General features: G+C 73.3%; 21 protein-coding genes. 6 read left to right on the top strand and 15 right to left on the bottom strand.

Annotation, left to right across the window (positions count from 1 at the left end; translation table 11 throughout):
• Positions 1–64 precede the first annotated feature (64 nt).
• The 5 genes from ACIQU6_RS29845 to ACIQU6_RS29825 all read right to left on the bottom strand — a co-directional run bounded on the left by ACIQU6_RS29845 (position 65) and on the right by ACIQU6_RS29825 (position 5,658).
• Entirely contained in the window at positions 65–1,276 is a 1,212-nt protein-coding gene (locus ACIQU6_RS29845; RefSeq protein ID WP_403484801.1) for a glycosyltransferase, read from the bottom strand.
• Between the two features lie 45 nt (positions 1,277–1,321).
• Positions 1,322–2,107: an SAM-dependent methyltransferase gene (locus ACIQU6_RS29840; protein ID WP_403484800.1), complete on the bottom strand. Its 786-nt coding sequence runs from the start codon at positions 2,105–2,107 to the stop codon at positions 1,322–1,324.
• Between the two features lie 115 nt (positions 2,108–2,222).
• On the bottom strand, positions 2,223–3,098 hold the full coding sequence (locus tag ACIQU6_RS29835) for a geranyl diphosphate 2-C-methyltransferase (RefSeq protein ID WP_403484799.1): 876 nt from the start codon (positions 3,096–3,098) through the stop codon (positions 2,223–2,225).
• Between the two features lie 32 nt (positions 3,099–3,130).
• Complete coding sequence (locus ACIQU6_RS29830) at positions 3,131–4,186, bottom strand: family 2 encapsulin nanocompartment cargo protein terpene cyclase (protein WP_403484798.1); 1,056 nt, start codon at positions 4,184–4,186, stop codon at positions 3,131–3,133.
• 29 nt (positions 4,187–4,215) lie between these two features.
• Entirely contained in the window at positions 4,216–5,658 is a 1,443-nt protein-coding gene (locus tag ACIQU6_RS29825; RefSeq protein ID WP_403484797.1) for a family 2B encapsulin nanocompartment shell protein, read from the bottom strand.
• Positions 5,659–5,992: 334 nt separating this feature from the next.
• On the opposite strand from ACIQU6_RS29825, the gene ACIQU6_RS29820 reads away from it, so the two are divergent.
• Positions 5,993–6,511, top strand: a complete 519-nt coding sequence (locus tag ACIQU6_RS29820) for a MarR family winged helix-turn-helix transcriptional regulator (protein WP_403484796.1) — start codon at positions 5,993–5,995, stop codon at positions 6,509–6,511.
• 81 nt (positions 6,512–6,592) lie between these two features.
• Here the strand turns inward: ACIQU6_RS29820 and ACIQU6_RS29815 are convergent, their stop codons facing one another.
• On the bottom strand, positions 6,593–8,344 hold the full coding sequence (locus ACIQU6_RS29815; RefSeq protein WP_403484824.1) for a chloride channel protein: 1,752 nt from the start codon (positions 8,342–8,344) through the stop codon (positions 6,593–6,595).
• 445 nt (positions 8,345–8,789) lie between these two features.
• On the opposite strand from ACIQU6_RS29815, the gene ACIQU6_RS29810 reads away from it, so the two are divergent.
• A complete protein-coding gene (locus tag ACIQU6_RS29810) occupies positions 8,790–9,479 on the top strand; it encodes a GntR family transcriptional regulator (protein ID WP_403484795.1) in 690 nt (229 codons plus the stop codon).
• Between the two features lie 23 nt (positions 9,480–9,502).
• Here the strand turns inward: ACIQU6_RS29810 and ACIQU6_RS29805 are convergent, their stop codons facing one another.
• The 6 genes from ACIQU6_RS29805 to ACIQU6_RS29780 form a co-directional block, all read right to left on the bottom strand.
• On the bottom strand, positions 9,503–10,213 hold the full coding sequence (locus tag ACIQU6_RS29805) for a molybdate ABC transporter substrate-binding protein (protein ID WP_403484794.1): 711 nt from the start codon (positions 10,211–10,213) through the stop codon (positions 9,503–9,505).
• Complete coding sequence (gene otnK, locus ACIQU6_RS29800) at positions 10,210–11,472, bottom strand: 3-oxo-tetronate kinase (RefSeq protein ID WP_403484793.1); 1,263 nt, start codon at positions 11,470–11,472, stop codon at positions 10,210–10,212. The genes ACIQU6_RS29805 and otnK overlap by 4 nt, the downstream gene beginning before the upstream one ends.
• Positions 11,473–11,550: 78 nt before the next feature.
• Positions 11,551–12,942 (bottom strand): gluconate:H+ symporter, encoded by a 1,392-nt coding sequence (locus ACIQU6_RS29795; RefSeq protein WP_403484792.1) that lies wholly within the window; start codon positions 12,940–12,942, stop codon positions 11,551–11,553.
• Between the two features lie 96 nt (positions 12,943–13,038).
• Entirely contained in the window at positions 13,039–13,698 is a 660-nt protein-coding gene (locus ACIQU6_RS29790) for a hypothetical protein (RefSeq protein ID WP_403484791.1), read from the bottom strand.
• Positions 13,695–14,483, bottom strand: a complete 789-nt coding sequence (locus tag ACIQU6_RS29785; RefSeq protein WP_403484790.1) for a hydroxypyruvate isomerase family protein — start codon at positions 14,481–14,483, stop codon at positions 13,695–13,697. Before ACIQU6_RS29785 ends, ACIQU6_RS29790 begins: the two co-directional genes overlap by 4 nt.
• Entirely contained in the window at positions 14,480–15,487 is a 1,008-nt protein-coding gene (locus ACIQU6_RS29780) for a phosphoglycerate dehydrogenase (protein ID WP_403484789.1), read from the bottom strand. Before ACIQU6_RS29780 ends, ACIQU6_RS29785 begins: the two co-directional genes overlap by 4 nt.
• A gap of 478 nt (positions 15,488–15,965) precedes the next feature.
• Between ACIQU6_RS29780 and ACIQU6_RS29775 the strand changes: the two genes are divergently transcribed.
• The 4 genes from ACIQU6_RS29775 (at position 15,966) to ACIQU6_RS29760 (ending at position 19,522) form a co-directional block, all read left to right on the top strand.
• Positions 15,966–16,748, top strand: a complete 783-nt coding sequence (locus ACIQU6_RS29775) for a hypothetical protein (protein ID WP_403484788.1) — start codon at positions 15,966–15,968, stop codon at positions 16,746–16,748.
• Between the two features lie 116 nt (positions 16,749–16,864).
• Positions 16,865–17,482, top strand: a complete 618-nt coding sequence (locus ACIQU6_RS29770) for a class F sortase (RefSeq protein WP_403484787.1) — start codon at positions 16,865–16,867, stop codon at positions 17,480–17,482.
• A gap of 40 nt (positions 17,483–17,522) precedes the next feature.
• Positions 17,523–18,233 carry a hypothetical protein gene (locus ACIQU6_RS29765; RefSeq protein ID WP_403484786.1) on the top strand — a complete coding sequence of 237 codons (711 nt, stop codon included), beginning with the start codon at positions 17,523–17,525 and terminating at the stop codon, positions 18,231–18,233.
• The gene (locus tag ACIQU6_RS29760; RefSeq protein ID WP_403484785.1) at positions 18,230–19,522 is read left to right on the top strand and encodes an ATP-binding protein; all 1,293 of its coding nucleotides are present in this window, start codon (positions 18,230–18,232) and stop codon (positions 19,520–19,522) included. The genes ACIQU6_RS29765 and ACIQU6_RS29760 overlap by 4 nt, the downstream gene beginning before the upstream one ends.
• A 290-nt stretch (positions 19,523–19,812) precedes the next feature.
• On the opposite strand, the gene ACIQU6_RS29755 is transcribed toward ACIQU6_RS29760, so the two are convergent.
• From ACIQU6_RS29755 to ACIQU6_RS29745, 3 genes are all read right to left on the bottom strand, one after another.
• The gene (locus ACIQU6_RS29755; protein WP_403484784.1) at positions 19,813–20,478 is read right to left on the bottom strand and encodes a class I SAM-dependent methyltransferase; all 666 of its coding nucleotides are present in this window, start codon (positions 20,476–20,478) and stop codon (positions 19,813–19,815) included.
• Positions 20,479–20,934: 456 nt separating this feature from the next.
• Positions 20,935–22,422, bottom strand: coding sequence for a CoA transferase (locus tag ACIQU6_RS29750; RefSeq protein WP_403484783.1), 1,488 nt, complete (start codon positions 22,420–22,422; stop codon positions 20,935–20,937).
• 38 nt (positions 22,423–22,460) lie between these two features.
• Positions 22,461–23,483 (bottom strand): 3-hydroxyacyl-CoA dehydrogenase NAD-binding domain-containing protein, encoded by a 1,023-nt coding sequence (locus ACIQU6_RS29745; protein ID WP_403484782.1) that lies wholly within the window; start codon positions 23,481–23,483, stop codon positions 22,461–22,463.
• Between the last annotated feature and the right edge of the window lie 46 nt (positions 23,484–23,529).

Raw genomic sequence — 23,529 nt, 5'->3', positions numbered from 1 at the left:
GGGCCCTGGGCCAACGTGGTCGCCGGCCGGAATGTTCCCGTGGTTCGGAAACCGCCCAACGCCCCTACCGCGCCGACTCGATGTGGGCGAGCACCGCCGCGGCGCCGTCCTCCGTCGCGAGTCCCCGGGCGAGTCGGGCCGCGCGGCGGCGGTGGGCGTCGTCGCCCAGGCAGGCCGCGATCGCCGTGCCGAGCGCCTCGGCGGTCAGGTCCCGGAACGGCAGGGGGCGGGGAGCGACCCCCAGCCGGTGCAACCGGGCGGCCCAGAACGGCTGGTCGGCCATGACCGGAACCGGGACGGCGGGCACCCCGGCCCGCAGCCCGGCCGCGGTGGTGCCCGCTCCGGCGTGGTGCACCACGGCGGCGGTGCGCGGGAACAGCCAGTCGTGCGGCACCTCCCCGATGGCCAGGATCTGCTCGCCCCCGCCGCTCAGGCCGGCCCAGCCCGCCTGCACCACCGCCCGCACCCCGGCCCGCCGCACCGCCGCGGCCACCAGTGCGCTGAGCCGTTCCCCCTGGCCCGGCGCCATGCTCCCGAACCCGACGAACACCGGTGGCGGGCCCGCCCGGAGGAAGTCGACCAGCTCGGCCGGCGGCCGCCAACCGTGCGGCCGGGCGGGCCACCAGTAGCCGGTCATCTCGACCCGCTCGGGCCAGTCGGCGGGGCGCGGTACCACCAGCGGACTGACGCCGTGGAACACCGGCCGGATGCCGGCCAGTTGGGGCGGTGGGGTGCCGGCGGGCACCCCGAGGCGGTCCCGCATGCGGGCCACGGCGCCCGCGTAGAGCCCCTCCGCGCGCCCGAGCGCCGCCCGGCCCGCGGCCAGATTGCCCGCCGCCCCCAGATCGTCGGCGCTGGGCGCCCCCGGCGGCGGGAACTCCCCGGTGGCGAAGGCCGGTACGAGATAGCTGCCGAGGACCGGGACGCCGAACGCCGCACCGGCCGTCAGGCTGAACGGTGCCGCACCGAACGGGGTGAGCACCAGATCCGCGCCGTCCGCCACGACCGTCGCCACCCCGTCGGCGAGGCCGTCCAGGAACGCCTTGGTCGCCGCCCGGGCCTCCTCGGGCGACGACGCGCGGTCCCTGGCGAGGATCAACTCCCGCGGATCCCCCGGCAACGGCCGGTAGTCCAGCCCACAGGCGCCGACGAGCCCGGCGAACGGGGGATGCGCGGCCAGCACCACCTCGTGCCCGGCCTTCCGCAGACACCGCCCCAGCCCCGTGAACGGCGCGACGTCGCCCCGCGATCCGACGGTCACGATCAACACCCGCATGCCACGATCCTCCTCCACCCGTCAGTAGCCTCGGCCCCGGGACCCCTACGCCTCGGCGTCGTGCACGGGGACGAGGGTCAGATACGCCAGCCCCATGACCCCGCGGTAGCCGCACAGCCAACTGCGGCGGTGCCGGTCGACGCGGTCGCGGGTCTCCGACGCCAGCGGGTGATCCGGGTGGGCGGCCAGCCACTCCTCGACGTCCGCCTGGTAGCTGGACTCGAACGCCTCCCATTCGTCGTCGCTCGCGGTCTCGATCCAGGCCGGGCGGAAGCCGGCGGCGACGGCGAGGTCGACCAGGCCGGCCAGGTCGTGGAACTCGGTGCGCGAGGCGTCCGGCCACATGGCGGCCAACTCCCGGTCCGTCGGCGGGCGTTGCCAGTAGCTCTCGCCGAGGAGGACCCGGCCGCCGGGGGCGACCAGCCGGCGCAGGGCGCGCAGCGCGGCCGCGGTGTGCTCGGGCGGTCGGGCCTCACTGAGGGCGTGACTGGCACCCAGGCAGAGGACGACGTCGGCGGGCTGCCGGTCGAGGGTGACGGCGGAGCCCTCGGCGAAGCGGACGCGTTCGGCCAGCCCGCGGGCCTCGGCGTTGGCGCGGCCGCGGGCGAGGTCGTCCGCGCGGAGGTCGATGCCGACGCCGGTCGCCCCGGGCAGCGCCGCCAGCAGGCGGAGCATCAACTCCGCCCAGCCGCAGCCGATGTCGAGCACCGTGGCGGGAGCGGTCGTGGCGGCGGTGAGCCGGTCGATCATCCCGGTGGCCCGGGCCGGGGACAGGGGACCGTGGAAGGCGAGCCGGGTCAGTCGTGGCGGGGCGGTGCTGGTGTGGTCCATGAGCGCACGGTAGGGAGGGCCGCCCGCGGTGTCACCGCATTTTGTGCGGTGGCGCCGGCCGTCCCGGTCGTCGGGTGGTGGGGCCGCGCCCGGGACGCGGCGCGGCCCCGGCGCCTCACACCCGGTCGGCGACGATCAGCAGGTACTGGAAGCTGCCGTTGCGGTAGGCGTTGAGGAAGGTGTCCTCGATGCCGGTGACCAAGTGGTCCGCCTCCCGGCGCAGTTCCCAGTACGGCAGCGCGGACTGGGTGAGGTCCTCGACGTGCACCGGGACGAGCCGGTTGTTGGCCATGGCCCGGAAGTACTCCGAGCGGGGGTGGATGTCGCAGATGTAATGGGCGTTGATCAACGACACCTCGCGGGAGGCGCGCCCGTAGGCGTCGTTGTAGCAGCCGGTGATCGTGACGTACCGGCCCCCGCGCCGCAACAGCCGGGCGTGCTCCCTGAAGAGCAGGTCCAGCTCGACGTACATGGTCGACTCGTTGTTCCACGACGCCGCGTACGCGCCGGACTCGAAACCGGTGTCGAGCATGTTGCGGTGGTGGTAGCGCACCTTGTCGTCGATGCCCCGCTTGCGGGCCTGCTCGTTGGCGAACTCGGCCTGCTTGGTGGAGATGGTGACCCCGTCGGCGTGGCAGCCGTAGCGCAGGTTCGCGGTGACGCTGCCGCCACCGCGGCCACAACCGGCGTCGAAGACCCGGTCGGTGGGCGAGAGGTCACCGAGGTGCGAGGCGAGCAGCTCGGCCTGGGAGTGCTCCAGGCGGTGCAGCTCTGCGGTGGTCCGCTCGCGGCGCAGGGCGAGGTCCGGCTCGTCCAGTACCGACCGGTCGGCGTCCCCGATGCCGTAGTGGTGGTGGTACAGGTCGTCGATCTTCCCCAGTTCGAGGTTGACCGGGTTCTCCTCGGTGTTCCAGTAGTCCGCGACCCGGGACTGGTACGTGGACTGGGTCGGCACCGGTGTACGGGCGGTGTCGGCGTGGGCAATGGTCAAAGCTGACTCCTTGCGGCGGTGCGCTGTTCGGTCTACCAGTAGTCGGGCAACTGGTAGCGATCGGTGTTGGTGGCGTGCCACTCGTGATTGCCGGCGACCCAGTCGGACAGGCCCCGGACGTACTGGGCGAGGAGGGGTGAGCTGGCGGCCAGCGGTGCCGACTCCGTCTCGAACGCCTCCATGACCTCGTTGTGGATCTCCACGCTCTTCAAGTAGGCGGCCCTCAGGCCGCGTTTGTCGTGGGCGGCCACCACCTGCGGGAGGTTCAGGTGGGTGGGATCACTGGCCAGTTCCTTGGTGAAGGAGTAGAGGTCGTTGACGATGGTCGTGGCGTTGCAGGCCAGCGCCGTGACCCGCTGGACCTCCGGGCGGGCGTAGAGCGCCTCGGGCAGTTCGTAGCCGTCGACGGCGTCGACCACGGACAGGCAGGGGCGGAAGTTGTTGAACTGCCGCATCACCAGGTACTCCCAGACCTCCGGCACGTGCCGGGTCTGGGCCCAGGACGCCTCGGCCAGATAGCCCATGTGCAGCCGGGCCATGTCGTGGACGAAACGGTCCGCCTGACTGGGCGTGGCGACGGCCGCGAAGTCCTGCATCGCCGCCTGGTACGAGCGCAGGGGGCCGTCGGCCTGCATGCCCCGCCGCCACTCCGCCTCCTGCGCGGGCGCGCCGTGGAACGGGTCGAGCGCCGACTGCGCAAGGATCAGCCGGCCGCCCAGACGGTCGCGCACGGCGCCGCGCCCCTCGTCCTCCTCGCAGTAGCAACTGTCGACGATGTTCTCGGCCAGCAGGAACTTGCCCGCGACGGTGAGGCGTTCGAGGTCGGCCGCGGCGGGATGCTGGAGGACGACGGCCCGGCCGCACTGGAACTCCGCGAAGTCCCCGGACCACTGGGCCGGGAAGAGGTCCAACTGGCGGGCCCAGGCTTCCAGCCTGCGGTCGACCTCCGCGGCCTTCTCCGGATCGGCCGGCGCGGCGGGGCGGTACCTCAGCCCGGGGACCGCCCCGGTGCGGCGGGACCGGAGCGAGCTGACGAGGTTCGGCGGGCCGGGCAGCGTGAACCCGGCGGCGGTGGGGGGCGTGCTCATGGTTGGTGCTCCCTAGGTGCTGCCACCGGTCAGTCGGCGCTCCGGCCGATCTGGACGTTCTCCAGGACGCCGACGGCGTCGGGCACGAGGATGGCCATCGAGTAGTAGGCGGTGACGAGGTACTTGACGATGGCGGCGTCGTCGATGCCCATGAAGCGGACGTTCAGGCCGGGTTGGAACTCGTCCGGGATACCGGTCTGGTGCAGGCCGACCACGCCCTGGTCCGCCTCGCCGGTGCGCAGCGCGATGATGCTGCTGGTGTGCACGTCGCTGATCGGGATCTTGCCGCACGGGAAGATCGGGACGCCCCGCCAGGCGGGCACCTCGTGTCCGTCGACGCTGGCCGAACCGGGCACCAGGCCGCGCTTGTTGCACTGCCGGAAGAAGGCCGCGATGGCCTTGGGGTGGGCCAGGAAGAGCTTCGTCTTGCGGCGCATGGACAGCAGCTCGTCCATGTCGTCGGGGGTCGGCGGGCCGGTGTAGGTGCTGATCCGCTGGCCGTAGTCGGCGCTGTGCAGCAGCCCGAACTCCCGGTTGTTGACCAGCTCCCACTCCTGGCGCTCGCGGATCTCCTCGACGGTGAGCCGGAGTTGCTGCTGGGTCTGGTCCATCGGGTGGTTGTAGAGGTCGGCGACCCGGCTGTGCACCCGCAGCACGGTCTGGGTCAGCGAGAGCGGGTACTCGCGCGGGGCGAGGTCGTAGTCGACGAAGCCGCCGGGCAGCGTCGGCTCGCCGACGTGCCCCGCCTGCACCGGCACGTCCGCCTCGCCCTTGCGGTTCATCGGGCGCTGCTGGCGCTCCGCGTAGGCCGTCAGGTGCGCGGCCAGGGACGGCACGCGGTCGGTGAACTCCCGGAGCACGTCCCAGGGCAGCACCATGAGCACGCCCGGGGTCTCCGCCCGGACCGAGCTGCGCCACTGCGGGTCGGCCTGGCCGAGGGCCTCCTCCCCGATCTGGTCGCCGTCGGTGATGACGCCGGTGACCTCTTCCCCGCCGTACTTGCCGGTGGTGTACCGGGCGAACCGCCCGTGCACGATGAGGTACGCCTCGGTGGCGGGCTGACCGGTCTCGAAGAGCACCTGCCCGGCGCGGACCTCCCGGACGCTGAAGCGGCCGGCGAGTTCCCGGAGGACCTCGGGCTCGTCGTAGCCGCGCAGCACCGGCAGTTCGGTGAGGGTCTCGGGAATCACCTTGATGTCGTCCGCGCCGTTGTGCTCGAACTGGACCCGGCCGCGACCGATCCGGAGCGTGAGGCGCCGGTTGACCCGGTAGGTGCCACCCTTGACGTCCACCCACGGCAGCGACTTGAGCAGCCACCGGGAGGTGATGCCCTGCATCTGGGGCTCGGACTTGGTGGTGGTCGCGAGCTGCCGCGCGGCCTGGGTGCTGAGGCTGGTGAGCGCACTGTCTGTGGGCGGCACGAGGTCGGGCTCGTCGGTAGCGGAACCGGTGGCGTTGTCCGGCACGGGCACTTTCCCTCCCGGGACGTGAACAGAAGTGAGCAAAGACGGCCGGCGGTACGGGGGTTGGCCGTACGCAGCTACCAGCGAAACAGGCTGGAGATCATCTCGGTACGGCGCGAAGGGGGGCGGCTTCGCAAACGAAAGTCATAAACCCCGAGTGGTTGCGTTCTGGGGCGCGAGTTCACAACTACGCGCCCCAGCTTGTGACATGGGACGGAGCGGGCGTCGCGGGAGGTGGTGTCCGCGCCCCTGTCGTGCGCGGTCGCTCCGCGCGGTTCCCCCGCACCCGTCCGCCGGTCACCCGCCGTTCGTCACCAACCCAACAGAACGGTATAAAAGCAGTGTGGCGCGACAAAGCGAAAACGACGGACAGCCGCGGCCCGCGAGTCGGCCGGCGGACGAGCTGCACGAGACCGTGGAGGAGGTCGCCGCCACGGTCATGACCGCGTCCCGACTCTTCGTCGCACTCTCCGCGCGGGCGCTCGCCGAGACCGAGCCGGCGCTGACGCTGCCTCAACTGCGCACCCTGGTGGGCCTGCACGGCGAGGGCCCGGTGAACCTCGCCGCGCTCGCCGCCGGGTTGGACGTGAACGCCTCGACGGCGATGCGGATGGTCGACAAGCTGGCGGCCCGCGGCCTCGTGGACCGCCAGTTGAACCCCGACAACCGCCGCGAGGTCATCCTCGACCTCACCCCACCGGGCCGGCGGTTGGTCGAGCAGGTCATGGCCCACCGCCACCGGGAGATCCGGACCATCGTCGCCAGCCTCCCGGCCGACCGGCGCGCCGAGTTGGTGCGCGGGCTGCGCGCCCTGACCGATGCCTCCGGCGAGCGGGCCGTCGACTCGCTGACGGAGCGCTGACGGGGCTCTCCCGGGACGGAGCACCCCCGGGACGGGGTCTTCGCGGTGGCGCGGGCCCCGTCCCGGGAGTGCGGGGTCGACTCAGAGGGGCACCACGTCCGGTTCCTGCCGTCGCCTGGCGGGGATGAGGCGTTGCCGGTGGTGTTCCTCCGTCAGGTCGTGCCGTCGCGCGTGCAGCAGATGGTGGAGGGTGACGGTCCCCACGACGCGCCCGTCGGCGACCACCGGGGCCTGGGTGACGCCGTGTTCGGCGAAGAGATAGGCGGCCCGGCGCAGGGTGTCGTCGGGCCGGAGCGTCACCGGAGAGGGCCCGCAGACGTCGGCCACCGTGCTGCTCCCCGGCCCGTCGGCGTCCCGGGCGGCCGCCTCCAACAAATCACCCGTGGTCGTCACCAGGCCCGTCGCCCCCTCGTCGGTGACCACGGGAATCAGCCGCCGCTCGCCGCCGGGTGCGCCGTCGGCATCCCTGGTGAGCCGGATCGCCGTCACCACGCCGCCCCGGCCCTCCAGGAGCAACGGCCGGCGTTCCATGACCTCTTCGACGAAGAAGGTCTCCAACGGGTCGGTGGAGTACTCCCGGGTCAGGTGCAGACCGCGGCGGGCGATCTTCTCGGTCAGCACCGAGCGCTTGAGCAGCAGCGCCGAGAGCGCGTAGGCGGCGGTGGAGGAGAGCAGCAGCGGCAGCACCGCGCCCCAGGCGTGGGTGAGTTCGAGGGTGAAGACCACGCCGGTGAGCGGTGACCGCATCACCCCGCCCACCACGGCGGCCAGCCCCATCATCGCCCAGAATCCGGGGACGACATGGGGGAAGAGCAGCCCCTCGGCCGCGCCGACCGCTCCGCCGATCATGAAGACCGGGGCGAGCACCCCGCCCGAGGTCCCCGAGCCCAGCGAGAGCGACCAGATCAGGGTCTTGACGACCAGGATGCCGACGATCAGGGACACCGTGGCGCGCCCGGTCAGCAGTTGGTCGATGACGTCGTAGCCGACGCCCAGGGCGCGCGGTTCGACCAGACCGCCCAGGCCGACGACGAGCCCCCCGATGGCGGGCCACCACATCCAGTGGAATGGCAGCCGTGCGAAGCCGTCCTCGGCTCGGTATACCAACCAGGTCGCGGCCACCGCGAGCGCCCCGCCGAGCAGCCCGGCCACGGCGCAGAGCACCATGACCACCGGGGTGGCGTGCAGGTCGGTGGCGGAGACCGGGAAGATGGGCGCCGTCCCCAGCAGGAAGCCGCGCACCACGGTGCCGACCCCGACCGCCGCGACCACCGGCACGAAGCTGCGCGGCCGCCACTCGAAGAGCAGCAGCTCCACGGCCAACAGCACGGCCGCCAAAGGGGAGTTGAAGGTCGCCGCCATGCCGGCCGCCGCGCCGGACACCAGCAGTGTCTTGCGTTCGTCGGCGCTGAGCCGCAGCCCCTGCGCCAGTATCGAGCCGATCGCACCACCGGTCATGATGATCGGCCCCTCGGCGCCGAACGGGCCGCCGGTCCCTATGCTGACCGCCGCCGACAGCGGCTTGAGCACCGCCACCCGGGGCGCGACCCGGCTGCCGCCGGTCAGTATCGCCTCGATCGCCTCGGGCATGCCGTGCCCGCGGATCTTCTCCGACCCGTAGCGTGCCATCACGCCGATCACCAGCCCGCCGACCACCGGCGCGCCCAGCACCAACCACCACGGCCGGTGCTCCAACCCCGGGGCGACCAGTGCCGTCGACCACCGCTGGTAGAACACCACGTTGGTGACCAGCCCGATCAGCCGCAACAGCACCAGGGCCGCGACCGCGCCGGCCCCGCCCACGAGCAGCGCCCACCCGCAGATCACCAACATCCGTGGCTGGACCGTGAAGTCACCGAGGTGCGCACCCCGGTGCCGCACCCCTTGCTTGCGCGCCCCGCTCACCGCAGCGCCCCACCGCATCGCGGCGCGACACCGCTCCCGGCCATCGACGACCGCCCGCTCGGACTCGGGCATGCCCGTATTTCTCGCATGGCTTCCATGGCCGAAGTATTGCAGTGGGCAATAGTTGCGAGCAGGGGGTGTCCAGAGCTCGGACAGGCCGGTGGTTGGCTCCCGGGGGCGGTAACGCCTCGAAGGCGCGCCCGAGTACGCCGCGCGGCGCCCGCGCCGTGCGCGCCGCCCGGGCCACCGGAGCAGAAGCCGGCCGGGGCGCGATCCCGGAGGGCCGGCGCCGAGAACGTCGTACAGTACGTAACGCCATCGTGTACGCCGTGCACGACGGGCACGCACCGAAGTCTCAGCCGGGAGGAGGGCCGTGTCGCCCAGGCCACGTTCCACGCGCGAGCCCCTCGCGGACCGCATGTACGACGTGCTGCTCCGGCAGCTGTTCGCGGGGGAGCGCGGCGCCGGCTCACCGCTCAACATCGGCGCGCTCGCGCGCGAACTCGACGTCAGCCAGACCCCGTTGCGGGAGGCGCTGGCGCGGCTGGAGCACACCGGGCTGGTCCGGCGGGAGGCCCTGAAGGGATACCGGGTCGCGGACGCGCTGACCGAGCGTGAGGTCGGCAAGCTCTTCGAGGCGCGGATGGTGCTGGAGCCCGCCCTCACGCTGGAGGCCGGGCACCGGACGACGCCGGAGTTCCTGGACACCCTGCGCGAGGCGGTGGACGAGCTGGCGGAGTCGGCGACCAGCGCGGACGACCGGCCGGACGGGTTCCAGCACTACTGGACGTCCGACGACGCCTTCCACCGCCTGATCGCCGCCCAGAGCGACAACCCCTTCCTGGAGCAGGCGTTCCTCTCGCTGGGCGGCCAGATGCACCGCTTCCGGCTCTTCACCAAGCGCGGCCACACCGGCGTCCCGCACGCCGTCCGGGAACACCGGGCGATCTGCGCGGCCCTGGAGCAGCGGAAGCCCGAGCGCGCCGCCGAGTTGATGCGCCGCCACCTCACCCACGCGCGCACCCGCATCCTCGGCACCAAGGGGACGGCCCGGACCGCCTGAACGGCCCGGACCGCCCGGGCCGTTCAGAGCGCTTCGAGCCGGGTGCGGGCGTAGCAGGCGGCCGCGGTAGGGCCGCTGAGGTGGGCCAGCAGCGACCGAGCCCGCGGATCGGCCGACGCGCCGGGGCTCAGCGCGACCGCGAACTCGGTGGTGTGCTGCACCTCTTGGGGGAGCGGGGCGACGATCTCGGCCTCCGGGACGAAGAGCAGCTCGCTGAGCTGCTGGATCGCGAGGTCGGCGCGGCCGTCCACGACGGCCTCGGCGACGAAGCCCTTGTCGATCACGGTCGCCCGGGAGTTGACCTCCTGGGCGATGCCCAGCTCCTCCAGCAGCCGCGCGAAGTAGATGCCGCTCGCGCCGGTCCGCGAGTAGGCGACGCTGCGGGCCGCGCGCAGCGCCGCGACCAGCGCGGCGCGGCTGCCGAGGTCCGGGTGCGGCGCACCCGGCGGCACGGCGACGCCGATACCGGTCCGGGCGAGGGGAGTTCGGGTCGCGGGGTCGATCAGGCCGCGCTCGGCGAGCGGGCCCAGGGAGCCGGTCACCGCGACAAGCGCGTCGAACGCCTCGCCCGCGTCGATGCGGCGGAGCAACGGGACGGTCGGGTCGAAGACGGCGGTGACCGGGGTCCCGGACGTGGCCGTGAAGGCGTCGAGAAGGCCGTCGTCGAGCGCCTTCCGCACGGCCAGCGCGCTGAACAGGGTGAGGGGACGGGAGTCGGCGGCGCCGGCGCTCATGCCTCCCCCTCCGTGGCCGAGGCGGTCAACAGCAGCCGCCGGTCACCGAAGTTCCCGGATTTCAGCAGCAGGCACGGCCCGGCCGCGGGATGGATCCACGGCACGCCGCGGGCCGCCTCGACGCCCACCTCGCCGCCCGCGATCCCGAGCGCGGCCACCACCGCGCCGGACGTCTCACCGCCGGCGACGACCAGCCGCGCCACACCCCGGCGGGCCAGACCGACGGCGATCGCGGCCATCGCCGCCTCCAGAATCCGGGCCGAGCGGGCGACGCCCAACGCCTCCTGCGCGGTGCGCAGTTCATCGGGGCGCCGGGAGGCGTGGATCAGCGCCCCGGCCCCGGCGTCGAGGGTGTCGTACCAGCGCAGCGCGCGGGCGGCGAGCGCGTCCGGATCCGGCGCGGCGAGCGGGTCGAGGAGATGGGCGGGGCGGCCGGCGGCGCGCAGCGCGTCGATCTGCTCCAGGGTGCGGCGCGAGCAACTGCCGGCCAGTATGGCGGCCCGCCCGCCGGGTGGCCTCAAGGGACCGACCCCGTCCGAGTGTTGGGGCAGACCGCGCTCGGCCCGGACGGCGCCGAGCGCCCCGACGAGCCCGGCGGCGCCGGCGACCAGCGGTGCGTCGACCACCGCGCGGGCGACCGCCGACAGGTCGCCGTCGTCGAGCGCGTCGGGGAAGACATAGCGGGCCCGTCCGGCGAGCGCGTCGAGCGCGGCCCGGATGCGTTCCGGGCCGGCGGCGACCGTCCGGTGGTCCAGGACGGCGCTGCCGGGGTGGGCGCTCTGGGCGTCCAGGAGCCGGGGGAGCAGGGAGTCGGTCATGGGCGTCAGCGGGTGGTGGCGCATCGGGGACTCGGCCAACAGCCGGTCGTGGACGAAGAGATGGCCCAGGTACTGGGTGCGGCCGTGCTCGGGGGTGGCCGGGGCGGTGACGACCGGACGGGCCCCGGTGCGGTCGCTCAGCGCGTCCAGGACCGGGCCGATGGTGCCGCGCGGCGTGGAGTCGAAGGTGGAGCAGAACTTGAAGTAGAGCTGGCCGGCGCCGACCGCGGTGAGGTGGTCGGCGGCCGCGAGGGCGTCGCGGACGGCGTCCGCGGCCGGGGCGGTGCGGGTCCTGAGGGCGAGGACGGTGGCGTCGGCCGGGATCCGCTCGGCGGGCCCGTCCGGGACGCCGAAGCAGAGCCGGGTCCGCAGGCCCCGGCGCCGGAGGGCGGCCGCGGCGTCCGTGCCGCCGGTGACGTCGTCGGCAATCACACCGATCATGGGACATCGTTCCTTCGTTGGTGGTGGGGAGGGTGCCAAGTGGTGGCCGATACGGGGTGGTTGGCAGTCAGGGAGGTGTCACCGGAGCGCGGAGGCGGCGAGCACGCAGCCGAAGCCGAGCACCGAGACGGTGGTCTCGATGACGGTGAAGGACCGGAACATCTCCCCGAGCGACATTCCGAAGCTCTCCTTGACCTGCCAGGAGGCCGCGTTGTTGAGGTGCGGGAAGACGATCGAGCCGCAGCCGAGGGCCAGCACGACCAGCGCGGGGTGCACCCCCGGCGTGGTGGTCACCACCGGCGCGACGATCCCGGAGGCGGTGATCACCGCGACCGTCGCGGAGCCGACCGCGAGCCGGATGAGCACCGCGATGAGCCACGCCAGGACCAGCGGGGAGATCCCGAGCGCCTGCGTGGCGTGCGCGATCGCCCGCCCGATGCCGCAATCCACCATCACCTCGCTGAGCGCGCCGCCGCCCCCGATGATCAGCAGGATGGGCGCGATGGCCGCAATGCCGTCCTGCACCTGGGAGTCGAGCCGGCCGGTGCCCCGCCCCCGGCCGAGGCCGATCATCGCGACGAGGACGGCGACCAGCAGCGCCACCACCGGCCGGCCGACGAACCCGAGCACGGCGGCCCAGGCCCCGGACCGATGGGTCACGGTCACCACCGACTGCGCCAACACCAGCACCAGCGGCAGCACCACCGGCACGATCGCGGCGGCCAGGCGCGGCGGATCGCCGCCGTCGTGGGAGCGGGTGAACTGCTCGACGAGCCGGCGCGGTGGCGCCGGGAACATCCGGCGCGCCATCGGCCCGGCGAGGACCTGGCCCGCCACCACGGTGGTCAGCACGGCGACCGGCAGGCCGAGGCCGATGACGGCGCCGACGTCCGCGTGCAGGGCGCTGGCCGCGGCCGTCGGACCGGGGTGCGGCGGCACCAGGGCGTGCACCGAGGCGACGGTGGCCAACGCCGGTACGCCGACCAGGAGATGGGGCGAGGTGCGCCGCCCCTTGGGGTCCCGGCCCTCGCTGTCCAGCATCGTGGTCGCCACCCGTTGGGCGATGCCGAACAGCAGGGGGAGCAGCACCGCCAGCGCCACCTCGAAGAAGAGCGGCAGGGCGACGACGAAGGACAGCAGGCTCACCGTCCACGGAACGCTGCCGAGGGTGCGGCCGCGGGTCAGCGCCTCCGCGAGCCGCCCGGTCGCGCCGGACTCGGCGAGGACGGTGCCGAGGACCGTGCCCAACACCAGGATCAGACCGGTGCTGCCGAGTGTGGCGCCCGCGCCGTCGGTGACCGAATCGACCAGCGCCGCGGGCCGTTCGCCCGCGACCAGGCCGATCCCGAGCGACCCGACGAGCAGGGCCAGGAACGGATGGACCTTCAGCGGCGTCGTGATCATCAGGACCACGGCGACGATGCCGAGGAGGCCGGTGGCGAGCAGGCCGGCCTCGGAAGCTGCGACCACGCTGCACCTCTCTGTTCGGGTGGGGTGGGGGAGGCTGACGGACGAAGTCCGGGGCAGGGGCGGGGCGTTGACGGTCGGCGGTGGGTGCCGGGCCGCTCAGTGGCCCAGCGCCGAGCGCAGGGCCCGCGCCGCGCTCGCCGGGCCGGACAGCACCGGCACGCCCAGGGCGTCGGCGAGTCCCCGGGCCGCGGGAGCCAGCGAGAACTGGGCGAGGAAGACCGCGTCGACGCCGGCCAACCGCCCGGCGCAGCCGCCGGCGAGCGCGGCGACCAGCCCGGTCGCGTCACCGGCCGCCACGGCGGCCGCCGCGTCCGGCACCGCCACGCCGAGGACCTCCACCGCCGCGCCGGCCGCGCGAAGTGCCGCGCGCAGCCGGGCCGTCGAGTCGTCCCGCGCCCCCGCGAAGGCCGCCGCGACCAGCACCCGCCCGAAGCGGCCCGCGCCCAGCTCGGCGAAGGCCGCCTGATCGGGCGCCAGGACCGGCACCCCGGCCGCCGCGCGCTCCGCGACCGGCCCGTAGAGCGAGCAGGTCAGCAGCACTGCAGCGGCGCCCCCGCGAACGGCATGGGCGATCAGCCGCTCCATGCGCGCCGTCAACTCCGCGTCCGGACCGCCCCGTTCGGTGGCGTCCGTCAAGAGCCGGTCGTCGAGCAGGTTCCAGGCCACGGCCTCGGGGAAGCCCTCGCGCAGCGCGTCCACCGCGGGGGCGATCGCCGCCGGTACGGCGCTGATGAGTGCGATCCGGGGGCCGTTCACTCCGCCACCGCCGACATCCAGCCCAGGCCCGGCACCGTCCCGGCGAGCGGCGCGTACTCGCAGCCGATCCAGCCGTCGTAGCCGGAGTCGCGGACCGCGCGGAACACCGCCCGCCAGCCGATCTCCCCGGTGCCGGGCTCGTGCCGGGACGGCGGGTCGGCGATCTGGAGGTGGAACACCCGGTCGGCGAGGCGCCGGTAGGTGCGGACCAGATCGCCCTCGGCGACCTGGAGGTGGTAGAAGTCCAGCAGCAGCCCGAGGTGGTCCGCGCCGACCGCCTCGACCGCCGCGGCCGCCTGCGCTTGGGAGCCGAGGACGAACCCGGGGGCGTCCCGCCCGTTCTGCGCCTCGACGACCAGCCGGACCCCGGTGCCGGCCGCCCGCTCCGCCGCCCATGCGAGGTTGGTGACGTAGCGGGCGAACGCCCGGTCGCGGCCGACGCCCCGCGGCACGATCCCGCCGACGACGTGCAGCAGCCCGCAGCCGAGGGCGTCCGCGTAGGCGAGGCCGCGCTCGATGCCCACGCGGAACTCGGCCTCCAGGCCCGGTATGCAGGCCAGGCCCGCGCGGGCGGGCGTACCGGGCGCGCCCTTCGGGGAGTTGAGCAACACCTGGGTCAGCCCCGCATCGTCCAGCCGTCGCCGCAGCCGGGCCGCGGGGTACGCGTAGGGGGAGGGGTACTCGACGCCGGCGAACCCGGCGGCGGCCGCGGCCTCGAAGCGGGCCTCGAAGTCGACCTCGGTGAACAGCCACTTGAGGTTGGCGGCGAAGCGCGGGCCGGTCATGCCGCACCGCCCCGCCGCGGTGCGGTGGCGCGTGCGGCGAACCCGGGGTTGACGACGTGTTCCGGGACGCCGCCGGACAGCACCGCCACGACCGAGCGCGCGGCCGCCAGGCCGGACCGGGCCCGCGCCTCCCGCGTGGCCGCCCCGATGTGCGCGGTCACCAGCACGTTGTCGAACCCGCGCAGCCGGTGCCCGGCCGGCAGCGGCTCGGTCTCGACGGTGTCCAGCGCGGCGCCGGCCAGGGCTCCGGCGGCGAGCGCGTCGGCCAGCGCGTCCTCGTCGACGATGCCGCCGCGCGCGGTGTTGACGAGCCAGGCGTCGGGCTTCATCCGGGCGAGGGCGGTGGCGTCGAGGAGGTGGCGCGTCGCCGGGCTCAGCGCGAGGTGCAGGGTGACGAAGTCGGCCGCGGCGAGCAACCGCTCCAGCGGCAGCAGCCGGATGCCGTGGGCGTCCGCGAACTCCCGGTCCGCCAGCGGGTCGTGGGCGACGACGACCATGCCGAGGGCCCGGGCCGTGGTGGCCACCCGGCGGCCGATGGCGCCGAGGCCGACGACACCGAGCACCGCACCGCCGAGCTCGCGCCCGCTGTGCTGTTCCCAGCGGCCCGCCCGGACGGCCGCGACGTTCTGCGGGAGCGCCCGGGCGACGCTCAGCAGCAGCCCGAGGGTGTGCTCGGCCACGGACCGGCCGTTGACGCCGGGGGTGGGGCACACCGCGACGCCGCGGGCGGTCGCCGCGTCGACGTCGATGTTGTCGTATCCGGCGCCGGTCCGGGCGATCACCCTCAGCCGCGGGGCGCCGGCGAGGGCCGGGGCGTCGAAGCGGTCGGTGCCGGCGATCACCGCGTCGCAGGAGGCGAGGGCCTCCCGGACCGCGCGGTCGTCGGCGGGTTGCTCGGGTAATGGCCGGTAGGAGACCGAAAGGCCGGCGTCGACGAGGAGTTGGTGCACCTCGTCGTCCGGGCCGAGCCAGCTCGTCGTCACCAGGACGTGCGCGTCCGCCACGTTGCTCTCCTCGTCCGCCTCGGGTCCGCGTCGATTCGTATCGGTTGAGCAGCATCAGTCGAGCGAGGAGGAACATACTATAGAGTTGCACCCGGTAGTCCAGGGGGCGGAGTGGGCGGGTTTCCGCGGACGGCGGGGCGGGCGCCCGCGGTGCCGGGCGGTCGATGTTCAAAGTCGCGGCGCCTCGGTCCTCAGGCGCTTCGGTGCGGGTAATCCGCGGGCAAATTAGGTTAATTGTCAATCGTTGCCCATTCAATAATAGGGCGCCTTTGGGTTTTCTCCGCCTTTTGGCCCAGGGAATTCCGGGAAGCCCCGGGACCAAAGTCCCGCGAAGTGTCTTGATTGTGTTACCGCGGGCTTTCTTCGATCTGCTGTTACAAACCCGACGGATTGTCGTGATGTGGGCTGAATAACTTCCGAGACGTCGCCGCTCAACGGGGCGGATGACGACCGACTCGGACCTGCAAAGGAACTCCTGATGACTTCCTCCCAGCGCACGACCACGCGTCGCCGCAACCTCGTCCGTACGTCCGCGATAGCTGCCGTCGCGGGCTCGGCGCTGCTGCTCCCGGCCGCCGCCGCGTTCGCCGACGATGCGGCGCCCGAGAACCCGGCGACCGCCAATGCCGAGCAGGACAAGAAGCAGGACGACGCCCAGCACCAGGACAAGGGCGGCCAGGAGAAGGACGGCCAGGACAAGAGCGGCCAGGACAAGGGCAGTCAGGACAAGGGCAAGGGCAGTCAGGACAAGGGCAAGGAGAAGAAGGCGGAGCGGAAGCTGATCCGCACCCAGAACCTGGCCGGCGGTTTCACCGCCAAGGTCTACAAGTTGGGCCAGAACCATTACCAGGCCGACATGTACGCCAAGGCCCCCGACACCGGAAAGCTGGTCAAGTACGACACGTTGGAGACCAAGGGCGGTAAGCCGGCCTACGGTCAGCACAACGGCGCCCACTTCGTGCTCCAGCCCGACGGTTCGATGAACTCCTGGGTCGACGGCGGCAAGAAGCAGGACCAGAAGAAGTCCGACCGCGACAAGTCCGGTCACAAGGACGGCAAGGGCACGAACGGCAACGGCACGAAGAACAACCAGGGCAAAGTCATTCCCAAGGGCGGTGTGAAGGCCGGTGCCGAAGGCATCGAGCCCGCCGACCACACCATGCTCGCCGCCGGTGGCGGTGCCGCCGCGGCCGCCGCGGGCCTCGGCTTCACCGCGCTGCACCGCCGCCGGGTCGCCGGCCGGTCCGGCGACAACGGCTGAACCACCCCGACACCGCACGGGAGTTGAGGTGGCCCGCTCCTCCCTCACCGGAGCGGGCCACCGCCCCCTCCCGCCCACTCCCCGCACTGCTCGTCCCGCCTGCACCTGGAGCCGTCGTGAACCCCACCCCCACCCCCCGCCTCGGCCGCATCGCGACCTGTGCCGCGCTCGCCCTCGCCGTCGCCGGCGGGCTGACGGCCTGTGGCAGCGGGGGCACCCCCGGCCCCGACGTCAACGTCAAGAACGCCGCGACCACGCCCGCCAAGCAGACCGCCCCGCCCATGGCCCCCGCCAAGCCCAAGCGGCTGGAGATCCCCTCCGCGGGCGTGAACGCCGGACCGTTCGTACCGCTGGAGGTGGGCGACGACGGGGAGTTGGGCGTGCCGCCGGTGAACAAGGCCGAGCAGCCCGGCTGGTGGACCAAGAGCCCCACCCCGGGCGAGAAGGGTGCCTCGGTCATCGTCGCCCACTACGACACCAAGAACGGCCCGGCCCTGATGCGCAACGTCAAGAACATCAAGGTCGGCGACGAGATCAAGGTGCAGCGCGAGGACGGCTCCACCGCCACCTTCAAGATCCGCGAACGCCAGCAGGTCAAGAAGGACGCCTTCCCCACCCAGAAGGTCTACGGCGACACCGACCGCGCCGAACTGCGCCTGCTCACCTGCGGCGGCGAGATCGTGGGCGGCCACCGCTCCGCCAACATCATCTTCTACGCCGACCTCGTGAAGTGAGCCGCAGCGCGCCACGCGCCCGAACATGCCCGGTAGTGAAGTGACCCGTACGCACCCGATCGCCCGTGTCCTGGCCCTGACCGCGACCGTCGCGGCGCTGGCCGCCTGCGCCGCCTGGCTGCTCACCGGCTGCGGCACCCCGGGCGAGGCGCACAGCGCCGGCCCCGCCCCGACCGCCTCCGCCCCGGTGCGGCTGTGGCCGGGCCAGAAGTCCGCCACCACCCCGCCGGTCGAACCGGGCCCGCAGGCCGGCGAGCGCGTCCCCGGCATCCCCGCCCGCCCCGACGGGAACATCCACGCGCTCTCCGCCCTCGACATCGTCAGGGCCGAGATCGAGGCGCGGCCGCACACCTACAGCGGCGCCGACGGGATGGACGACGACACCGCCCGCAAGATCCTGGCCTGCACCGAGCCCGGTCCCAACTGCCCGCTGCGCGTGCCGCAGTACCACGACCTGACCGGCAACGGCCGGGACGACCTGGTCGTGGGCTTCGACATGGCGGAGGGCTCGGTCGGCCTGCGCGCCTACACCCTCGACGCCGAGGGGCACCTGATCCGCATCCTCGCCACCTCCGACGTCCCGTTCTCGGTGGAGGTGGCCGGCCGCGAGCTGATCGTGCGCAGCCCGGCCCAACTCGCCGGCTACGAGACCCGCTACGTCTGGGCCTGGGACGCGGCCCTGCACAGCATGCGACTGGCCCGCCAGGAGATCCGCAAGATCCACCCCACCCCCGCGGACCGCAGCTCATGATCCGCATCCTGCTGCGCCGCGCCCACCGCCTGCTGCGGCTGGTGCGCCCCGGCCTGCCCGGCTGGACGGCCACCCTCTACGGCAAGTTCGCGCTCTTCATCACCCTCATGTGCTGCGGACTGGCCCTGGTCCTCGGTCTGTTGGTGCACACCTCGGTCACCCGGCAGACCGTCCAACAGGCCCAGAAGGAGGCCCTCGCCGGCCTCGCCCGCGCCACCGACGCCTACGTCGCGGGCGAGTCGATCGGCAAGGACGCCCGCGTCGACCCCGGGGAGCTGCCCGAACCCCTGCGCCGGATCGCCCTCAGCGGCCGCCGCGGCACCCAGCTCGGCACCTACCAGGGCGAGCCCACCATGTGGGCGGCCGGCCCCGCCGACGCCCGGGTGCTCGCCTACGCGCTCGACTACAGCGCCCAGGAACGCAGCAGCACCGCCCTGACCCGCTCCATCATCGGCTCCTCCGCCCTGGCCATCGCCCTGACCCTGCTCATCGGCTTCTTCGCGGTCTCCCGCATCACCCGCCGACTGCACTCCACCGCCCGCGTCGCCCGCCGGATCAGCGCCGGCGACCTCGACGCCCGGGTCGACGACCGGCGCGCCGGGGGCGCCGCCCGCTCCCACGACGAGGTCACCGTCGTCTCCAACGCCCTGGACACCATGGCCGCCGCCCTCCAGAACCGCCTTCAGGTCGAACAGCGCTTCACCGCGGACGTCGCCCACGAACTGCGGACCCCGCTGACCGGACTGCACGCCGCCGCCGAACTGCTGCCGCCGTCCCGCCCCACCCAACTCGTCCAGGACCGCGTCCGGGCGCTGTGTCGCCTGACCGAGGACCTGTTGGAAATCTCCCGCCTGGACGCCGACGCCGAACGGGCCGACCTGGACGCCTGCGACCTCGGCCCGATCGCCCAACGGGCCGTCCTCGCCTCGGGGTTGGCGACCGAGGTCACCGTCCTGCGCGACGCGCTGGTCAGGACCGATCGCCGCCGCCTGGAACGCGTCCTGTGCAACCTGATCGCCAACGCCCACAAGCACGGCGCCGCCCCGGTCGCCCTCACCGTCGACGGCCCGACCGTGACCGTGCGCGACCACGGCGGCGGCTACCCCGCCTACCTCCTGGAACACGGCCCCCAACGCTTCCGCACCAACACCACCCGCGCCGGCCGCAGCGGACACGGCCTCGGCCTGACCATCGCCCTCGGCCAGGCACGCACCCTCGGCGCCACGCTGACCTTCGCCAACGCCCCGGACGGCGGCGCCCTGGCCACCCTCGACCTCCCCACCGCCTGAACCGGCCCGCCGCGCACAGCAGTTGGCGGCCCGGCCGCCGCGCGGCTCACCCCCGACCGCCCTCCCCGGTCACCACCTCGGGCACCCGCGACCGCAGCAACGCAACGACCGCGCGGGCGGCCGGCGAGGCCCCGGAAGCCTTCCACCGCGCCTGGATGAGGCGCGGCGGGACGCCGGTCACCGGTACGCCGCACACCGTCGGCATGGCACCGGCGGCAAGTTTCCGGTGCGGTGCTCGGGGCAGGGGCGGCCGGGCTCGGGCCGTGCTGCGGGCGGGAGGTGCGCCGCGCTCAGGGCGAGGGCTTGCCGCAGTCGCAGGCGCCCACCCGCTCGGGCTGTGCCGGTGCGCTGATCGGCGCCAGATGATGGACCCGGGCCGGCGGCAGGTTCCCCAACACCGTCTCCGTACGGAAGGTGTGCCGGCGCAGGATGCGGCGCAGCACTCCGAGGCCGGCGAGGGTGCGCTCGCGGTCGTCCCCGTCGGCGAGCGTCCGGCGCAGGGTTTCGCCGCCCACGTAGCCGAAGAAGGACAGCGTGCCGCCGGGTCGCAGGGCCCCTAGGAGCCGGTCGAAGATGTCCTCCGTCGTCCGCGCATCGAAGTTGGCGAACGGCAGGCCGCACACGATGGTGTCGTAGGAGCCGAGCTCGTGCTCCTGGATCAGGCCCGTCCGGATGCGCAGCCGCGGGTCGTCGGCATAGGTGTGCCGCAACAGGGTGGCGAAGCGCGGGTTGGCCTCGATCAGGTCCAGGGTGTCCTGGCCGCCGAGCGAACCGGTGATGTACCGCGTCACCGCCCCGGTGCCGGGCCCCACCTCAAGGACCGCGCGGGAGCGGCCCGGGTTGGGGATCATGTACCGGGTGAGGGCCCTGCAGAGCCGGGAGCTGCTGGGGGCGATGGCCCCCACGTCCCGACGGCTCTTCGCGTATTCCCGCAGGAACAGCGTTACTTCAGTCACGCCGCCAGCCATCCGTCTCTCTAGTCGCTTGCGAAATTGTCGAGGTGTGAGTGATGACACCTGCTTAGACGCCGTGCCGGGCGACAGCGTGCCGATCAGCATGCCCTTGAACTGGTAAAGCAACTGGTGAGTGACCGGGGAGACGTGGTGAAGGTGGCGTGCCAGCGCCTCCATTCCGTGGTCACGCGGTCCGGTGTGCGCCGGAAGATCATCTGATGGGCGCAAGGCCGGATTTCGCCGGGTCATGGATGTCGGGACGGGCTTCGGGGGATCTTCGCCAAGGTGCGGGGATTTACGCCGACTTGGCGGATCTTGCGGCGTCTCGCGCGCGACGCGTTGCGCAGTGGGGCGAGGCGAGGCGAGGCGCGGCGCGAGCGAACGCGCCGTGCCCGGCACCGCTGTCGGTGCCGGGCACGGCGCTATGGGGTTCGGCCGGTCGGCCGGTCGGGACGCGGCTCAGGTGGTCGGCAGCCACTCCGCACGTTGGGACCCGCGGGGGACCAGGATCTGCCGGTAGGCGCCGGGGGTGTCCGACATCTTCACCTGGTCGGTGATGCCCTGGTAGTGGCCGAGCGGGGTCTCGGCGGTGAAGACCTCGGGATCGGGGTAGGCGTGGCGGTCACCGGTGCCGGCCACCTGCCGGGCGTAGGACCTGTCGAAGATGCCCATCGACAGGATCCACAGGGCGACGCGGGAGAGCGAGACGTGCACCCGGTAGCTGCCACCGTCGACGGCGCGGCGCCGCAGCGCCTCGGTGATGCCGGCGGTCAGGAACCACGAGACGAGGTAGTCGTTGACGACCGTGATGGGCGGCAGCGCGGGCTGGTTGCCGTCGCCCTCCAGGTGCAGCAGGCCGGTGAGCGCGCCGGCGGTCTGGTCGAAGCCGAGGTGGTCACGCCACGGGCCGGTCCGGCCGTTGAGCGAGACGGTGGCGTAGACCAGGCCGGGCCGCCGGGCGATGGCCTCTTCCTCGGACAGGGCGATCGAGTCGAGGAATCCGGGGCGTCGGTTGGCGTAGAACACGTCGGCACCGGCCTGGAGTTGGTGGATGCGGGCCAGTCCCTCCGGAGTGTAGGGGCTGATCGTCGCGGAGCGGACGCCGACGCTGGTCGACAGGTAGGTGACGTCGTGCTCCAACTCGTAGGGCCGCCACAGGTTGAGCACATCGGCGCCGTGCAGGGCCAACGCGCGGCCGGCGCCGGCGCCGGCGATGATGTGGCCCATGCCCAGCGCGCGCACCCCGCCCAGCGGGGCGGTCGCGCCCGCGGGCAGCGGCTCGGGGGCGCTGTCGCCGACCCGGGTGATCTCCACCAACGGCATGTCGGCCAACACCTCGGTGTATTGACGCTCCGTCAGGATTTCGGCGGGGGTGCGGACCATCGGCATGACACAGCCGGCCTCCGCGCCGGCCTGCTCCAGCTCGCGGGCGTTCCACTTGGCGATCGCGGCCGCGACGTGCTCGGGGACGTCGCCGACGCCGAGCAGCCGCTCCGCGGCGACCTTGATGTTGGGGTAGATGTTGAAGGGCATCATCCAACGGTCGTCGGCGGTCCGGTAGAAGTTGTTGGCGAGCGCCATGTTGATGACGGACGGGTGGCCGCCGGTGTAGCCGTTGAGGAGTTCCCACTTCCGCTCGTAGAACGGGCACAGGCGGTGTGGACCCACCCGCAGGTCCATGTGGATGTCCTGGCCGCGGCCGGTGCGGTCCTTCCAAAGGGCCGCGAGGGCCGCGGACTTGGCGACCAGGGCGATGCCGGAGGCCGCGCCCAGGCGCAGCGTGCTGGGCACCACCGGGTCCGCGCCCTCGAAGGTGATCGCACCGCCGGTATCCTGCGGCGTCAGCCCGATGCCGGCGAGCACCTCGGCGGTTTCCGCCTGGACGTCGAACGCGTCGTCGGTGGCGGGGTCGGCGATCGCCCGGTTGATCTTTTCGGTGAGGGACATGGCCTCTTCGTTTCTCGGTGTGTGCGGATGGCGGGAGGTCAGGCGCGTTCTGCGGAGCCGGAGTTGACGTTCGGCGTCTCGCCCAGGGCGCGCATCAGGGCGATCTGGGCACGGTCGCGAACGGCGGCGAGCCGCGCGACGGTCTCGTCGCCGAAGGCTTCGCGCGCCTGGTCGACGAGGGTGGCGACGGTGGCGTCGTCGAAGGTGGGGTTGCCCAACGCGGGCCACATGTCGGCCGCCATGGCGCGGCCGAGGTGTTCGATGAAGTGGGGCAGCCCCTCGGGCCCGCCGCCGAGGTGGAAGGTGCGGAACGGCCCGCCGACGGCCCACCGCAGTCCGATCGAGGCGGTGACGATGTCGTCGAGCTCCTGCTCGGTCACCACGCCCTGGGCGACGAGGGAGACGGCCTCGCGGAAGAGCGCGGACTGGAGGCGGTTGGCGACGAAGCCGGGGATCTCCTTGCGCAGCACCTGTGGCCGCTTGCCCAGCGCGGCGTAGAACGCCCTGGCCTGTTCGACGACGGCCGGGGAGGTCCGCCGGCCGGGCACCACCTCCACCAGCGGCACCAGGTGCGGAGGGTTGAACGGATGGCCCACCACCAGCCGTTCGGGATGCCGCAGCGCCCCGGCGATCGCGGTGGCCGGGATGCTGGAGGTCGAGGTGGCGAGCAGCGCGTGCGCGGGGGCGGACCGCTCGATGGTCCCCCAGATCTGCTGCTTGAGCTCCAGCCGCTCCGGGCCGTTCTCCTGCACGATGTCCACGTCCGCGACCGCGGTCGCCAGGTCGGCCTCGAAGCCGAGGCCGTCGGTGAGGCGGTCGGTGGGCAGGCCGAGGGCGGCGAGGGCGGGAGTGATCTCGTCCAGGCCGGCGCGGACGAGGTCCTCGATGTCGGGGCGGGGGTCGTTGATGACGACGTCGATGCCGCGGGCGAGGAAGAGACCGGCCCAGGAGATGCCGATCACGCCGCCGCCGATGATCGCGGCACGCCGGTAGGAGTCCAGCGCGGCAGTTCCGTCCTGGCCGGGAGTGGCGGCCGGGGCGGGCGCAGGGGTGGAGGTCATGGTTGCGCAGCTTTCTCGGATGTCGTGAACTTCTCGAAGCGGATGT

This window comes from Streptomyces sp. NPDC090442 (assembly GCF_044769405.1).
Taxonomy (GTDB): Bacteria; Actinomycetota; Actinomycetes; order Streptomycetales; family Streptomycetaceae; genus Streptomyces.
The sequence above is the reverse complement of the archived record's forward strand: the minus strand, read 5'-3'. Positions and strand labels throughout refer to the sequence as shown.